Origin of the sequence: uncultured Formosa sp. (genome assembly GCF_947500765.1) — a bacterium.
Taxonomy (GTDB): Bacteria; Bacteroidota; Bacteroidia; order Flavobacteriales; family Flavobacteriaceae; genus Formosa.
The window spans coordinates 148,980-165,627 of record NZ_CANMTH010000003.1 but is presented as its reverse complement, the minus strand read 5'-3'; the positions used below and the strand labels follow the sequence as shown (position 1 = coordinate 165,627).

The 16,648-nt window shown below is 32.3% G+C and carries 12 protein-coding genes; all 12 read right to left on the bottom strand.

The features are described 5' to 3' along the window. Positions 1–101: 101 nt before the first annotated feature. The 12 genes from Q1B05_RS06910 to Q1B05_RS06855 all read right to left on the bottom strand — a co-directional run bounded on the left by Q1B05_RS06910 (position 102) and on the right by Q1B05_RS06855 (position 16,634). On the bottom strand, positions 102–503 hold the full coding sequence (locus tag Q1B05_RS06910) for a hypothetical protein (protein ID WP_299778997.1): 402 nt from the start codon (positions 501–503) through the stop codon (positions 102–104). 13 nt (positions 504–516) lie between these two features. After that, positions 517–1,206, bottom strand: a complete 690-nt coding sequence (locus Q1B05_RS06905; RefSeq protein WP_299778996.1) for a hypothetical protein — start codon at positions 1,204–1,206, stop codon at positions 517–519. Positions 1,207–1,334: 128 nt separating this feature from the next. Further along, a complete protein-coding gene (locus tag Q1B05_RS06900; protein WP_299778995.1) occupies positions 1,335–2,222 on the bottom strand; it encodes a ChaN family lipoprotein in 888 nt (295 codons plus the stop codon). Positions 2,223–2,323: 101 nt separating this feature from the next. Then, complete coding sequence (locus tag Q1B05_RS06895) at positions 2,324–3,781, bottom strand: insulinase family protein (protein WP_299778994.1); 1,458 nt, start codon at positions 3,779–3,781, stop codon at positions 2,324–2,326. A 9-nt stretch (positions 3,782–3,790) separates the two neighbouring features. After that, positions 3,791–5,107 (bottom strand): pitrilysin family protein, encoded by a 1,317-nt coding sequence (locus Q1B05_RS06890; RefSeq protein ID WP_299778993.1) that lies wholly within the window; start codon positions 5,105–5,107, stop codon positions 3,791–3,793. Between the two features lie 51 nt (positions 5,108–5,158). Continuing rightward, positions 5,159–6,697: a DUF6850 family outer membrane beta-barrel protein gene (locus Q1B05_RS06885; RefSeq protein ID WP_299778992.1), complete on the bottom strand. Its 1,539-nt coding sequence runs from the start codon at positions 6,695–6,697 to the stop codon at positions 5,159–5,161. A 28-nt stretch (positions 6,698–6,725) separates the two neighbouring features. Then, a complete protein-coding gene (locus tag Q1B05_RS06880) occupies positions 6,726–7,970 on the bottom strand; it encodes a DUF4876 domain-containing protein (protein WP_299778991.1) in 1,245 nt (414 codons plus the stop codon). A 1-nt stretch (position 7,971) separates the two neighbouring features. Continuing rightward, positions 7,972–10,899, bottom strand: coding sequence for a TonB-dependent siderophore receptor (locus Q1B05_RS06875; protein WP_299778990.1), 2,928 nt, complete (start codon positions 10,897–10,899; stop codon positions 7,972–7,974). Between the two features lie 199 nt (positions 10,900–11,098). Next, the gene (locus Q1B05_RS06870) at positions 11,099–12,271 is read right to left on the bottom strand and encodes a FecR family protein (RefSeq protein WP_299778989.1); all 1,173 of its coding nucleotides are present in this window, start codon (positions 12,269–12,271) and stop codon (positions 11,099–11,101) included. A gap of 130 nt (positions 12,272–12,401) precedes the next feature. After that, positions 12,402–12,962 (bottom strand): RNA polymerase sigma-70 factor, encoded by a 561-nt coding sequence (locus Q1B05_RS06865; protein ID WP_299778988.1) that lies wholly within the window; start codon positions 12,960–12,962, stop codon positions 12,402–12,404. 272 nt (positions 12,963–13,234) lie between these two features. After that, entirely contained in the window at positions 13,235–14,866 is a 1,632-nt protein-coding gene (locus tag Q1B05_RS06860) for a metallophosphoesterase (RefSeq protein ID WP_299778987.1), read from the bottom strand. 241 nt (positions 14,867–15,107) lie between these two features. Next, positions 15,108–16,634 carry a RagB/SusD family nutrient uptake outer membrane protein gene (locus Q1B05_RS06855; protein ID WP_299778986.1) on the bottom strand — a complete coding sequence of 509 codons (1,527 nt, stop codon included), beginning with the start codon at positions 16,632–16,634 and terminating at the stop codon, positions 15,108–15,110. Positions 16,635–16,648: the final 14 nt, after the last annotated feature.

Sequence of the window (16,648 nt, the reverse complement as noted above, 5' to 3'; positions counted from 1 at the left end):
TTGTATGCCTGAATAGTTTTAAAACCATTCTAAAACTGACATAAAAAAGCCTTTAAGAGATGCATCTTAAAGGCTTTTTCTATTGTAATATGGTTGTGAGCTTAATTTAGTTTTACATCATTTAAAACGACTCCTGTTAATATCGCATTAAAGTAATAATCTTGAGACTGCACATTATTCTCTGAAAATGATTGGCTGTAATTATGAATGATAGCATTATCAAACACAAAACTAACAACAGGTTGTTCTTGGTTTTGGTAATAAATTTTTAAACTTCCAGACCAGTCACCTGGTTTATGAGATAACCATTCTAAAAACAGCGTACTCATCTCGTTCCTCATAGCTCCAGATAAATTTACATCTACCCCCCTTTCTTGTTCTTCGTTTGGATAGTATGTTGAAGAAAAGCTATAATCACATTGCGAAAGCTTAAATAGCTCTTCTGTTTGTTCGTCTTTTTTAATTCTTAATTCTATACGCTGAATTACATTTAATTCTTTCATATCATTCTTATTTTTACAATTGCTTTTCTATTTGTGCTTGTAATCCTTTTGCCTTTGGGAAGCTTTTTAAACCTTTTGAGGTATCGATAGTAAGGGAAACCACACCTTTTTCTAAACTTGATTTATTTTCAGTACCTAAAGAGAATTCAACTGTTGAAATAGATTCTGAAAATGCTGCTTTTGCTAAATTATCTGCTGCTATATTAGAAAGCGTTTCTTTTAATAATACTATTATTTTTGAAGCATAAAATTTATCAAGATCTTCTGGAGTTCCGTCGAATTTATACCCTATAGCTATTTCTTTATCCAAAGCCGCTTTAACTTCTAACTCTAAAGCATTAATATCTTTTTTAAGTTGAAGTACGGTAGGTATTTCACTAGGATCTGGTGTAAAAAGAATTTTCCCATCAGATAATAGATAGCCATATTTATTTACATTGCTAAAAGATATGGAAGAGATAGCATGCACTTCGATATATTGAAACTGCGCATCGCGATCGTAAATATCACATAATAAAACCACTTTTTTTTCAGAATCATAGTTTACAAAAAAACCAGAAGCACTATCTCCATGTGTACAAATAGTCACTTTAGGCATACGAGGTCGGTCTTCTTTTCGTTCTATATCTGCTATTTCTTGAAGTATATTTATAACCTCATTAGTGCCTAATACAGGTAATTGTAACATTGTTTTAAAATCCATAATTGCATATTTTAGTTTCATACAAAGTTGAACCAATACCTTTAGTTTTTTCTAACCGTTTTCAGTGATATTGTTATTTCACTCTAATTAAAAGATCAAACATTGTAAAGCAGCTAAGTGTACTACAATTACCAATTGGTCTGCGTCATATTATCTACAACAACTATAATATAATTGGCAATCGTTGCTTTTTGTTCAGCGGTCATTGCATTCCATTCAGACTCTAAAACTGTGGTAATAGATTTTAGTGTTAAACCGGGTTGAATTTTGTTAATCCACCAAATTATGCCTTGTTCGTAATTTGAATGATACGAGCCTTCAAAATGAAGTAAAAGGTTTCCTTGTTCAAAATTTTTAAGAGAGAAATGCGCCATAGTTGCATCCTTTGCGGCTTGAGCCATTTGAATATTTAGCATGTTTGGTGGCACATGTCCGCCCATATTGTCGGCCATTTCTGCATACGCTTTAACCGTTGGATCGAAAAACGTTTCTAAATCTGGACCAATTAATTCTAGAGCCTCGGGACTTAACTCTTTTAATCCGTCTATTCCCTTTTTGTTAATCATAGAAGCATAACGTCTAGGAATATTAGTAGCGATAAATCGAAGTTTTTTGTCTTTAGCAAACTCTACCAATGGTCTATAATCGGTTTTATAATTCCCCCACATTTGTGTCATTTCCGGAATCATTTTATCTTCAGCATATACGCCGTTTAAATATTCATTTAAAACCAATTGATTACCACTTTCAAACATTTCTGCACCAAAAAACAAAGCATCGCCTTTTGTAGCAAATAAACTTTTACTTACTTCTAACTGCATCCAATGAGAAATAGGATTTGTATGATATTCTCCAAAAAACACCATATCACTATGGGATAAATCTGTAATCATCTGTTCGTAATTTGCAAGCTCACCATCGCTTTTAAATAGCTGGTACACGGGCTTAGATTGTGCTCTTGCCGCATTTAATAATGAGGTTATAAGTAGGATTATAAATAAAATTAACTGTTTCATGGATTTAGATTTATGTGCTTATTAAAATTGTGTAATTTAAATGGCCTTAATTTGTGTTTAATATTTCATTTCGAGTTTGATACTTGACTGGAAAAAATAAACTAAAGTTTCAGTTTATTTCCTTGTTCATCATAATACATAACATCTCCAAACGGTTCTAGTGTCCCTTTTAATTCAGAAATTTTACCTTCAACAGTAATCACACATGTAAAAGGGTTTATATATTTTTGAGACATTTCCATAATATCATCTATGGTAACATCGTAATATTGTTCGACTTTACTTTGTAAATAATCGTCTGGTAAATTATAAATATCTTTCTGCATTGCAAACGTAATGTATGGTATAGGTGCAATAGGATTTAATGACCTCGTGTAATCTCCTATTAAATTATTTTTAGCAATTTTTAAATCTGATGCACTCACTTTAGTATTACGTAATCGTAACATTTCTAAGATAATATTTTCTATAGCATACGCCGTTTGTGCTGTCCTAACACTTGTATATACGGCTCCTACGCCTCCATCTGCAGAACTACCAACAGAGGATCTAATAAAATAACAAAGGCCTTTATCTTCTCGTAAGTTTTTATACAAATACGACAGTTGACTTTCTCCAAAAATATTGTTTAAAACTTGTAGTTTAATATCGTTATTAAAGTAAGTATAGGCATCGCCTAAATGCCAGCTAAAGGCTATTTTAGATTGTACCGCATTGGGCGCATCATGTACAATAATTTTTCTGCTTTGTATGATTGATGTTTTCTTGGTAATCGGACTTTCTTTAACATAAGGTTCTCCTGTTTTCCAGGCTCCGAAATACCGATTCATTAACGTTTTACATTCTGTTTCTGAAAAATTTCCAACCACAACAATTAAGGCATTGTTAGATACAATTCTATCATTTTTATACTCTTCAACGTCTTTTACGGTTACCCCTTTATATTCCGCTTTTGCTGTTTTAGTTGTTTTAACCCTATCTTTTTTAGGCCCGAAAAGCAAGGAATCTTTTACTGCATCTATAGAAAATTCTTTTATAGGTTTACCTATCTCTACGTTTTTGTTTTTTGTATGTTTTTGTTTTTCTAGTTCAGATTTATACTTCTCGTCTATATACGCTTTAGTAATTACAGGATGTAATAACGCATCTACATAGATATCTAGTAATTGATCTATATCTTGGGTCAGCCCTTTAATCGTGCCGCCATACATATTGGCATTTAGCATGGCACCAAAATAGTTTACTAGAGAATCTATTTCCTGATTTGGATATTTTTCTGAACGTTTATTTGCGTAGGCTGTATTTAGTATATTTTTCTCTGCTAATCTGGTTTCTTCGTCGTATCCTGGTAATTCTATATTGACAGATATGGTGAATTTTGGATAATCTTGAACGGGTGCTAAGTACACCCGAAGTCCGTTGTCTAAGGTTATCGGAATTAATTTTCCGACGTTTAATTTAGTCGGTATATTTGCTTCTGGTGGCATAGAACGGTCTATTTGAGCCATAGCAGTTATACTGAAACACATGCATAAAATAAAAATATAGATAGTTTTCATAACGAAGAGTTATTCTGGGTGATACGCAATTAGAATTCGGTTATTTTTATCGAAATATTTTTTGGCAACGCGTTGAATATCATCAGCTGTTACTTTATTAAAATCGTCTAAAAGCGTTCTAATATCAGACGTTTTTTTATAAGTGTGATAATAATTAGTTACCTTATCCGCAAAGGTTTCTGCATGATAAAAGTAATCGACATAAGCCATTTCAAATTGCTTTTTTACTTGTTGCAATACAATAGGATTTACAGGAGTATTTTTTAGCAACTCTAATTGTTTATCTACTTTTTCTAGGACGTAAGTCTCACTATTCTTATGGGCAACCGTTACATTAATGCTTAAAGTTCCTGCTTTTTCCCAAAAATCTGAAGAAGCTTTTATATGTTTAATTATAGTATCGTTTTCGATGTTTAAATTATTTTCGAAATACGAATACTTACTATTTCCTGATAAAATTGAGGTTAGTATTTGCATGACAGGAGCATCTGGATGACTCTGATCCATGAGCGGATAGCCTATTAATAGCGACTCGTCTTTTAAGCCTTTTATGCTTTTATCTGTATGTTTTTCTATTCCGGATGGTTTTTCAAAAGTTTTAGGTCTGCTAATCTTTTCCCCCTTCGGAATATCTTTAAAATACAAACTAATCCACGTTTTTGTATCTTCAACATCTATATTTCCCGAGACCACTAAACACGCATTATTTGGTACATAATAGGTTTTAAAAAAGGCTTCGAAATCATCTTTAGAGGCGCTATTAAGATCTTCCATAGAACCAATCATATTATGTCCGTAAGTATTAAAAGCATACAGTTTAGACATCATGTCAAAATACGAGTTTCCTAAAGGTTTACTATCGTAACGCATGCGTCTTTCTTCCTTTACAATTTCACGTTCACGATCTATACCTTCTTGAGTAATTACAGGGTGTAACATGCGCTCGGATTCGACCCAAAGTCCCAACTTAAATTCGTGTGCAGGTAATAACTGATAATAATACGTGACATCGTAATTGGTATACGCATTACAATAGCCTCCAGCATTTAAAATAATATTTTCTAATTCGCCTTGAGGTATATTTTTAGTGCCGTGAAATAAAAGATGTTCGAAAAAATGAGCATATCCAGTATGGCCCACTTCTTCATTTTTAGAACCCACATGATATTTGGTTCCTACAATTACATTAGGTTCGTTTACATCTTTATGAAGTATAACATGTAAACCATTGGACAAATCATATTCTTCGATATGAATGTTATCCATATTCTGACTCCACATTAAAAATGGAATACAAAACATGATACTACTTAATACCTGTTTCATTTTTTAATTTTTAAATTGATTCAGCACAGTTATTACATGTAATTTATATGCTTAGAAATAGAGTTTTAAACCTGCAACTAAACTTAGATAGTCATCGTTTTTTGAATAATAATTTACACTATTATCCGATAATTTTGTAGCTTTTGTATAGTCTGTAGTCAGTGAACATTCCAGTTTGTTTTCATTTTTCAATTTTAAATCAAACCCCAGTTTAGCATTAAAATTAAAGGCATTTATATTTGTATAATTTGCAACCTTATTACCGATCCAATCCACATAAATATTATTTGCTGCAAAAGGATCGTGCTCCACATTTAGTACCATATGGTATGCAGTCGTTATATTTGCAAAAACGGCTGTTTTATTGGAAATACTTTTATTTAAACCGATTTCAATTTTCGGATCTAAATACTGATAATCGAACACATAAGCGTAATTTAAGTCTAACTGACTGTTGTTATAATAGTTTAAACCTAAACTTATTTTATTCAACAGTTTATTATAAAATAACATATTAGCCTCGGCATTTACAAGATAGCTCGTGGTGGTGAAATTTTTATAATAATAGGCACCACTATCTTCCCAAACTTTCCCATTTCCTTTTAAATATTCGGCTTTTAAATACAGTGATAAAAGGGTATTGTCTTTATATTTATTGTAAAATACCTTAACGCTTTCTTTAAGAAAACTATACTTAGTAAGTTCATCGTTTTCTCCAAGATTAACTATGTTTTTATCTATCCAACGTTCTAAACCGTATTTAGTATCACTGCTTACAGATAAGTCCCAATCACTTTTTCTAGTGATCCAACTAAATTGTAATTCGGGTATATTTCTTTTCGTTTGAAAACCGTTATCAATATTTTTTATGTATGATCCTAATCCTGTGTTTAAATAATAATTGGCCGTAGTTGCTGTATTATTTTCAGGAAACTTATTCCCGAGTTCAGAATCTGTTTTAAAAAATTCGTTACTTATGGCTACACTTAAAATATGCTCTGGATTGAGCTGATAACTTAAAGATAGCTTGGTAAGAATTTTTAAAGCAGTGAGCTCATTTCTCGTATCTGTTTTTCTGAAGTAGAAATTGGTATCATAATTTAAATAACCTCCTAACGTTAGTTTCGAATTAATTTTATTAGCTGCACTCACTTCAAAATTATAATCCTGATGATTCCATATTCCGTTAGTTTCTTGAAAGAAGTAATATGGCGAATTATACTCTGTGATGCCATACGTTAAATTATTTTCTACATCTTCTAATCTTGTATTTAAATATTCTAAACTACCGTATAACGTCCAATTTGTGTTTTCTACAGCAGATAATGATGCGGTTTCTACATACAAACCATTTTGTTTTTTATAGTCTTGAGGAGGTCTTAAATTGCCTTCAGAATACAAATAGTTCGCTTGACCGTAAGAAAATTTTTGAAGATTAGCTTGATTAATTAAAGAGGGAATATCGAAATACCTGTTTTCAAAAATTTGAAAATGAAAGTCTCTCTCGATAACAGATAAACTATTCACATTAGTTATTGTTTGAGACGATGCATGTAACACAACTAAAAATAAAGAGAATGCAAAAAACATTCTCTTTATTTTTAAATGGTTTATTCTTTTAGTTATTGTAACCATATTTATCTGGGAAAGCTATAGCTTCAAAATCTACAGTTGAATTATTTGTATCTATTAAAATAGTTCTACCAAAACGCTCAGAAGCTACTTCATCAACCTTTCTTCTTGAACTTAATCCTGTATAAGAAATTGCTCCATCTGCATTTACAAATGTAAAACCAGCATCTAAAGCACTTGGTATACGTTTAAATTCTGAAGCTCCTGAATTATCTAAAATATCTACAGCATCTACCACTTGATCTGCTGGAATACGCATTAATTTATATGTAGTTGTAGAACCTGCTTCTGTATAATCTACAATACCTGAGTCTGTGAACGTAGCGTCACTGCTTACTAAAACAACACTTGCAGAAGCTGTAATTAATCTGAAAAAGTTAGTTTCGTTAAACATATAAATGTTTGTCATGTTAGGAACAGACGGATTATCTAATTCGAAAAACGAGTTACCTGAACGTCCTTGTGCTTCTAGCCAATCTATAGAATAATGCTCTAATGTAGCATCTGTATTATCTAATTGACCGTCTGGCGCAGTACTCCCTTCTTTATAGTTTACAGCATTTAATGCAATTACAATACTCTTCCCTGGCTCTACTGGATAATCTTCTCCTGTTCCTGGAATTTGGCTCATTACATCTGTATACACATAATCGCTATCTGTTAAAACAGAAGATAATGCTGTATCTCCAGACATACCTGTATCTCCAAAAATGTTAGCAATATACATCCCATCTGCGTATAATGTTTCAGATGAATTATTGAATATTTCAATAAAAGAATCTTTAAAAAGCGTGATATATCCAGATCCTGAAGAGTACACTTCTTTGATGACTAAACCACCATCTGAATTATCTGCATTAACTACAACCGTTGAAACAACAGTTTCTTGTCTTGTAATTACAACATTGTTTGCAGTACCACTTAAGGTATAATCATCGGTTGATTGTGTTGCGACAACCGTGTACGTTCCAACAGAAATATTTGAAAACGTAGCAGAACCATTTGCATCTGTACTTAAACTAAAACTAGAATTATCTACTGTATTTGTAATGCTAACATCTACGCCTTCTAGAGAGATGTCGCCAAGCCCACTAGCAAGTTCTAATTGCACTTGTAAATTACCTAAATTAGCGACGTTATCATCATCACTACAACTAACTGATACTGTTATTAACAACAAAATTGCTATTAATTTTGTTAATCTTACCTTTTTAAAAATTGTGTCTTTCATGTTATTGATTTGATTTGTTATTAATTAATATGGTGACATTAAATCCTACTGATAATTTATTATTCAACGTTCTTCTACTTCCTAAATACTCATATGTAGGGTTGTGCCAAGGCGCATTATTAGCGAAAAAACTAAAAGAATGACCTTGCTTAGTTTCCTTACGTATTTGTAAATTAAAATTACTGTAGAACGGTGTTCCTACAGTGGTATAGGTATTTTCGTCCTTCTTTAAATCTGCAAATTCAGGATTTGTTCTGTTTTCTAATGGAATTTCAATATAGTTTCCATCGGTATCATAATAGGCAAACGGATATAAGCTAGCACCTATATATTTGCTACTTTCTTTAAAATTTAATTCTGCAGAAAGCGTTAACACAAATCTTAAAGATGGTATATGTTGTATTAAAGTTAAGGTTCCAAAACTTCTAACAGCTTTTGTTAATTCATTTTCGTACACCCCATAACGTACTGTATTATCACCAACAACATAAGACGATTTATCTATGCTGAACCCTCGATCTGTAACCACGGTTTCTAAATAACTATATCTAAAATTAAATTCGGTGTTGGTTGCTTTTATTCTTTTCGGACTTAATGTAATTTCAACCCCATCGGTAGATTCGTAATAGTTATTTTTCATAACACTTACAGTTCTAGGAATATTATAAACTTCGCCTGTTGGCTGTACGGTTGGCTGCACGCCTTCTTCGGCACTAACTACCTCATAAACAGATTTAGGTAGTAATAATAGTTCTTGTGTTGTATTTATACCTCTACGTAAATCCTTTTTAAAATACGTGAAATTTAGATTCATAAAATCTGGAGACCAATCAAATCCTACTTCTTTTAAATCGGAATAATTAGGCTTTAAATGTTCGTTAGTAGGCTGATAGACATAAGTGGTTACAACCGCTAAACGCTCGGCTGGATTTTCGGCATAGTATTGAAAATTAATATAATCTATATAAGATTTCCCTGGGTATAATTGTACCATAGCCGGCGCTTTATAAGACACACCCCAAGCGGCTCTAGCTGTAAAATCGTTATGTTTAGAAGAAAAAGACATACGTGGCGACCATAAATTATAACGCTCTAACATATTATCGTATCGAATTCCTAAATTAAGTTGTTGTTTTGAAGATGTTCCATACCTTTTAATAATAGTTTGGTGATAAGCAGAAAAGGTTTTAGAAGCTGGAATTTTCTCGAAAGTAGCAGACCTACTTCCTGCAATATCCTGAGTGTGTGCTATATTCCCTGTGGCTACACGTCCGCTTCCCGTATTATCATCTAGCGTATATTGTATCCCGGTTTCAAAATTAAAATCGAAGTTTTCTAAATGTAAATATTGAGAGGCATCTATCCTTGCATTAAAATTTACAGGTCTTCCTTTAATATCTCTTGTTTGGTTAAATGCATTTGGAGTATAAGTGGTATTATACGTCCCACTTTCTATGGCTTCAATAATAGGATAAGGTCCATTAAGAACATATGTATCGTAAAAAGAATGCTGATTTACCATGCTCCCACTCAAGTTATAATTAATCTTTCCTAAAATGGATGATGGGAAATCTCCAGAGAAGCTTAATTGATAGGACGTACTCTTTACGTCTGCTTCATTTTTATAAACCTCTTCTGGTTCGTGTCGATTTCCATCATCAGAATGACCAATTCTTAACGCTGTAAAATGATTCCAATCTAAACCTTCAAAAACAGGAAGTTTCCAACGTAAACCTAGATTAAAACTTTTATAAAATAATTTTCGCTCTGTAGGTGATCCTGAAGAATATGCGAATGAAAAATCTGAGTTTAAAACCCCATAATCGTTTAATTCATATCCTTTAGCTACAGATGTTTGATAATTAGTAGATGATACATTTGCCGAAACAATATAAGGAGACTTCCCTACTTTACTCTTTACTAAAACACCTCCAGAAGATAGATTTCCATATTTTGGAGAAGCTACACCAGCTATAACCTCTACAGATTCTACATTGGCTAATGTTATGCTTCTTAAATCTACACCACCTGCAACAACAGATTTTCCTCCGTCTAAAGAAGACGAATTCTTGGTTTGCATATTAGCATCTGTACTAATTGCAGCACCATCTATAATAATTGCTGTTCCGAATGAATTAGCATCTGAAGTTACTGCACTACGTATACTAGCTTGTTTTGGATCTGTTAAATTAACTTGCTCTGTTTTATTTCCTGGCAGTAAGCTTAACACATCAGATAAATTCATGGCCTGAACTTGCTTTATGGCCTGACTTTCTATTTTATAAGTCGAAGTCCCTTCCCTACTTTCTGTCTTTTTCGCTGTTACAACAACGGCATCTAAGCTTAGCAAATCCTCTTTTAAGGTAATTGTAATGTTAGACAGATCTGAAATTGAAGCTAAATCTACCACTTCGGCTTTATAGCCAATAAGACTTAATTTAATCTGAAAATTTTCATGAGGCAGTTCCATAGAAAACGCACCATCTATATTGGTAAATGTTCCGATATTTAAATCTGAAATAATAACATTGACATCGGCTAAGGGTTGCTGATTAACATCGAATACATGCCCTTTAATGTCCACCTTATCATTATAAACTTTACGTGTCCGTTTATCGTTTGCAGGCTTTTCTTTTATTAAGATGATATTATTATCGGTTATTGTAATGTTTACATTTCCATTAGATAACGCTAAATCTAAAAGTTTATCGATCTTAATAATTCCTTTTTTTAGTTGCACTTTAGGAAAAGATTTGAATAATTTTTCCGGATAAATAAACATGTAATCACTGGATTGTGCTTTAATAATTTTAAAGACTTCATCTACAGTAACCATTTTGTCTTCATTAATACTAATTTCAGCATTTTGAGAGCGCACATGATTAGAACCAAACATTGTAGCACAAAACAAGAATATAAATATTCGCATAATACAGTTTAAGATACCTTTCCTGAATACAGAAGAGGCACTAATTAATTTAAATTTCATTAATTTGTAAATTATTAGTTAATTAAACCTTTTTTTAATTGATTGATATTGTATTGTGGAGAGATGGTCTTGAGCTTGGCGGTTTAAACGATCTCTCCTTTTTTATTATAACATTCCTAATCTTGTTAAGACTTTAGTGTTATTTTATAATTACCGATTTTTTATTAATTTCAAAAGCATTAATAATATCGGCAGTTTGTAAAATGGTTAGAATACTTTCTATACTATAATTCTTCTTTAAAGACCCAATAAATTTCTGATTTTCTAGATCTTTCTTCTCAAAAGTAACGTCAATATCGTACCATCTAGACAGCACCGTCATGATATCTTTAAGCGGTTTATTTTCGAAATTGAAAATACCTTCTTTCCATGCTATTTCGTTATAAACATCTACATCTGTTATCGCTAATGCATTGGTCTCTATATTTAAATTAGATTGTTGGTTAGGTACTAAGTTTTTAGTTCTATGTTCAGAACTTACCTTAACTTTACCTTCTACCAAAGTGGTATACACATTAACCTCTTCTTTATAGGCTTTAAGGTTAAATTCTGTACCTAATACTTCTATAGTTTGTTGCTTAGTTATTACCTGAAATGTTGCACCATTATGTTTTGTACTTGGAGACACATCAAAATAAGCCTCTCCATACATAAGCTCTACCAAACGTGGTTGTCCTTTTATAAAATGTACTGGGTATTTTAATTCGGATTCAGAATTTAACCAGACATGAGTACCATCAGACAATGTCACTTGAAATTGTCCTCCTCTTGGAATGGTTAAATAATTATAGGCTACGTCTTGGGTTGCAGATTCTGTTGTATTATCGTCCTGATAAACAATTTCCTCACCATTAGTTACTACATTTTGAGCCGCGTACTTAACGTCTTTTACAAGTGCTACTGTTTCGCCACTTTCTAATGTTAAGATGGCCTTATCTACACCAGGTTCAATTTGATTGTCGACAATTATTGGCGAATTAAGATTTTTATTTAAACCATGTTCTTTTAAAAAGTACGTGGTTGTAACTAAACCTAATACCACAGCTGCAGCCGCCGCATAATGCCAGTAATACGTTTTTTTAGGGACAACCAACTTCGATTTTAAAATGTTCCAATCGGCTTTAGTATCAATCTTTGTTTTTAAATCTAATCGAGATTCTACGGCAGATTTATCTGTAAGTCTTTTAAGAATATCTTCTTTTTCTTGTTCTGAAAACACATCTGAAGTTTCTAATGCTTTTGGCTTTTCATCTCTTAACAACGAAGAAGTGATCTGCTTAGATAATATTATGATTTTATTAAACTTTACCATTAATTGCAACTACTATTTATACCTAAGACGACAAAATGTTACGATAGGGTTAAAAAAAATATTTTTTTTTAAACCAAGATGTAAAATATTAACATTTTAGATTGATGAATATGGGATAAAATGATCTTTTTTAATTGGAAGACTCGAAGAGAAAAGCCAGTAAAACAAAGTAGTTTTTTAATAGTGGTCTTAATCTTTTGTAGGCTATTTTTTTTTGTGCTTTAACCGTATGTATAGAAATATTAAGGTGCTGCGCAATGTCTGCATTGGTAAGATCTTTTATACTTAACCTAATGATTTGAGCACACTTATTAGGAAGTGTATTAATTGCCTCTTCTATTCTAGATGAGGCTTCTTCAATAACAACTTCTTTTAAATAAAAAGAGTCTTTATTTAGATTATCTATATCTACAACAGACATATGTTCTGTTGTTTTAAAGCGTTTACTTTTTAAAAAATCTAATGATTTATTTTTAACAGAAGTATATAAATAAGATTTTACAGCAATCTCGTTTTTAAATTCAATTTTATCTTCCCAAACCTTTATAAAAACATCTTGAACGATATCTTTTGCTACATCTAAATTATCGACATAATTTTCGGCAAAAAGACATAGCGAAGTATATAATGTATCAAAAACATCTTTATACGATTTTAGGGACAAAGTATGAATCTCTTTTGTCTTGGGCACTGAGCTTATAATTAAATTAGGGACTCAAATCTACTTAAAAAGTAATCAACTTAAACAGCTCGCTTCTTTTTTTATGTTTTGAGAACGTAAACGTTGTTTTAAAAAACATTTATTCATTTATATATTGATTATTTGCTAATTCAACAAAACATGAGATGTTAATTATGGTAGTCTTAAAAACTAAAATAATCTAGAATAAAAAAACCTCAATACAAATCCATAATTAGGGATTGCATTAAGGTTAATCTGAAATAACAATTAAAATAACTGATCTAATCTATTTTTACGGATTTAAAATATGTGGTTTTGTTTGTTATAATTTCTATAACATATACCCCTTTAGTAAGATTACTAACGTTAATATCTTCTTTTTTACTCTTTTTTACTAAAGTCCCGATGTTGTTATAAAACTTTACCTTTTTTAGACGTTCATTTTTATCAATAGCAACGTTAATCATTCCATTAACAGGAACAAGAAACGACTTTAGTTCTTTTTCTACAGCCTGACGTTTAGCAAGTGTAATTCCAGTTTTATTAATACTAAAATAATCATCAATTTCGCCTGTTTCTCTAACAAACTTAATATTAAGATTTTGCCCACCTGTTCCATCGGCTTCAATTTCCATAACACAAGATCCTAACTCGTTTAATGATACAAACATAGCTTGATGATTTAAATCTCCTCCAGATACCTGTCCTGCAGATCCTGTAGTAATATACACTGCACCTTCAGCAGTATCTTTATCTTTTTGGTATACACCATCGCCATTTGCCTTTCCATCTCCGTGTCCAGTTGCTCCAACAGTATGTCCGCCTTTAGAAAGTTCTGCAGGATTAAACGTGTTAGAAAATCCGTGATGACCATTTAAAAAATAAGAACGCTCGTAAGAATGACTATGTCCGTTTAAAATAAGATCTACGCCATTAGCTTCTAACATAGGCATAAAATTTGTTCTCATATCTATAAGTCTGTCTTCATAATCGGAATCGTGGGATCCTTTAGAATATGCTGGATGATGAAATAAAGTTACAATCCAATCTTGCGTGGTGTTTTGAATATCGGTTTGTGTCCAATTATACATCGGTGATCCAACATCACGACTTGAATGATGTGAATCTAGTATGATAAAATGAATATTAGCATAATCGAAAGCATAATATGCTTCTGTACCAGAAGCAGTTCCTCCTGACTCTCCTGCTTTTGGAAACGTAAAGATATCGTAATATGGTCCCGACTGTGAGTCTGAATCGGCAGAATATCCATCATGATTTCCTAAACAAGACCATGCCACAGATTTTTTTAACATCTCGCTATAGACATTAAAAAAAGCATCCTGATACTCGGCATCTGTTCCTGTATTATAAGCATTATCGCCTAAAAACAACATCATATCTGTTTTGCCTGTGTTTACAGAATCTGTAGCAACATAATTGTAATAAGCATCACGAACTTCTCTTTGAAAAGCATTGGCTGTACCAGGATCTCCTAGAATCCATGCGCGGACAAATTGATCTGTTCCTGAAATTGGTGCAGTAATCACATACATATCGCCAGAAAGGCTTTGAGACAACACTTCTGTATCGGTTCCAATATTATAATAATACTTTGTGTTCGGAGTTAAACCTGTTAAGGTCACCTCATGATCTGTGTTTAACGCCTGGCTAGAAGAATGCATTGTTAAGGCATTCAATACCATACCATAATTAACAACCGATGTTGTAGGAACATTTGTTCTCCATTTTACAATAACACTTGTTGCTGAACCACTTTGCAAATATGGTCCGCGTTCTACTATAATAGCAGGAGACTCTTTAGAAACGGCAGCAGTTTCTGTTACTAAGCTTTGTGAAAAAGAATATACTGATAACAGTAACATCAGGAAAAGGGTACTTTTTTTAATCATAATTTCTAGATAAATGAAAATTATATGTTTTAAGATAGACATAAGGCTAAACCGAGCTATACTTTATTAATAAGTATCAAAAAATAACTTTGCCCCTATCTAAAATTTTAATGGTAAAGGTTTGATAACATTGCTAACATTAAATTAACCTCTCATAATTATCTTCTTTAATCCATTCTCATTAAAAATAATTTGCACGCATTATATTTAGTATAATCCGTGCAAACTCATAAGTTTCTTATTAAAATGATGGATTTTGAATGAGGTAGTCATTTTTCAGTATTTCAACTTCTGGTATCTGATGTAGTATACGATTAGAAGTATATGGAATAGAACTCGGACCTGACCATCCTTGCCAAGACATATAACTTCTATCCATAGTACCTTTGTTTCTAAAAACATCATGTGTACGGTGTCCTTCATGTGCAAATTCTAAACGCTCTTCGTCTAAAACCACATCTAAGACAGAATCATAACCTTGGAGATTACTTGAGCTAAATAACTGATCGCCGCTTAATCCTGCACGTGCTCTAATTACATTTACCATGTCTAAAGCCATATCATCTTGACCATTTTTAGCATACGCTTCTGCTTTTATTAAGTACATTTCTGCTAATCTAAAATAGATTGGAGACGTTAACATAGGAACATCGTCTTGATAAGTTAATTTCAGAGTCCAATATTGAGGCACACTGGAACTTTCTACAATTTTATAGCCATAGTAAGCATTATCTGCATCTTCAATTTTATTACCATCTGCATCCAATTCAAATTGTGGATCTATAAAGTTAATTCTCAAATCATTTGGATTTTTAAATAACAAATCCATATAAGAAGAAGACACCATAATCTGACCATATCCGCCATCTCCATGCATCATCCCTCCAATCATATATCTACCAACATTATCAGACTCTAATCGTTTAACAGCAAATATAGTTTCAGAAACCGATTCTGGCGCATAGCGATTATATTGCGGATACGTTGTTTGGTCTAGTAACTCATATCTACCTGAGTTTAATACAAGGTCTGCATATTCAATAGCCTTATCATTATCTTCCATAAATAAATACAATCTTGCCAATGCTGCATACGCTACTTCTTTAGACACATAAATATTGCTTTTACGCTCTACTAACAAGCTTACAGCTTCTAACAAATCTTGTTCAATAAACTCGTAAGTTTCCTTTACAGAAGCTCTAGATAACCCTTCATTCTCTGTAGAAGTACTTGTTAGTGGCACACCTAAATTAGTTTCTGGACTATCGTGAGAATACGGTCGTCCGTAGACACGTACCAAATCAAAATAAAACATGGCACGAAGAAAGATATTTTCTCCTTTTAATTGATCTCTTTGTTCCATCTCGTCTGAAGATAAATCGACTAAAGCGTCTAAACCTTCATTCACTACATTTATAGAATAAATGGCACGGTAAGAATATTGCCAAAAATCTTGAGAACGCTCTGATGCTGAAGTTGGTTGATAGGTTAAAGAGTATGAAAAATCGTTACCACTCCATTGGTTTAGAATAACATCATCGCTCATATATTCGGTGACATCGTAACGGGTTCTGTCGTAACCATATTTACCTTCAGCCAAACTTAAAAAGGCATAATTACCAATAACTGCATTTTCAAGCAAGTCTAACGAACCTGTAACTTGCTCTGTTGTAATTTGACTAATCGGATCAAAATCTATAGAATCTTCAGCACATGCACCTAAACACAATGCAAACATGCTGATTATAAGTATTTTAATAATTTTCATGATGTTTTTTTTTA

What these genes read in the sequence shown, in the direction of transcription:
- Q1B05_RS06855 (WP_299778986.1), bottom strand. Translation starts at nt 16,634, where the DNA reads ATGAAAATTATTAAAATACTTATAATCAGCATGTTTGCATTGTGTTTA.
- Q1B05_RS06860 (WP_299778987.1), bottom strand. Translation starts at nt 14,866, where the DNA reads ATGATTAAAAAAAGTACCCTTTTCCTGATGTTACTGTTATCAGTATAT.
- Q1B05_RS06910 (WP_299778997.1), bottom strand. Translation starts at nt 503, where the DNA reads ATGAAAGAATTAAATGTAATTCAGCGTATAGAATTAAGAATTAAAAAA.
- Q1B05_RS06880 (WP_299778991.1), bottom strand. Translation starts at nt 7,970, where the DNA reads ATGAAAGACACAATTTTTAAAAAGGTAAGATTAACAAAATTAATAGCA.
- Q1B05_RS06895 (WP_299778994.1), bottom strand. Translation starts at nt 3,781, where the DNA reads ATGAAAACTATCTATATTTTTATTTTATGCATGTGTTTCAGTATAACT.
- Q1B05_RS06890 (WP_299778993.1), bottom strand. Translation starts at nt 5,107, where the DNA reads ATGAAACAGGTATTAAGTAGTATCATGTTTTGTATTCCATTTTTAATG.
- Q1B05_RS06875 (WP_299778990.1), bottom strand. Translation starts at nt 10,899, where the DNA reads ATGCGAATATTTATATTCTTGTTTTGTGCTACAATGTTTGGTTCTAAT.
- Q1B05_RS06870 (WP_299778989.1), bottom strand. Translation starts at nt 12,271, where the DNA reads ATGGTAAAGTTTAATAAAATCATAATATTATCTAAGCAGATCACTTCT.
- Q1B05_RS06885 (WP_299778992.1), bottom strand. Translation starts at nt 6,697, where the DNA reads ATGTTTTTTGCATTCTCTTTATTTTTAGTTGTGTTACATGCATCGTCT.
- Q1B05_RS06905 (WP_299778996.1), bottom strand. Translation starts at nt 1,206, where the DNA reads ATGGATTTTAAAACAATGTTACAATTACCTGTATTAGGCACTAATGAG.
- Q1B05_RS06900 (WP_299778995.1), bottom strand. Translation starts at nt 2,222, where the DNA reads ATGAAACAGTTAATTTTATTTATAATCCTACTTATAACCTCATTATTA.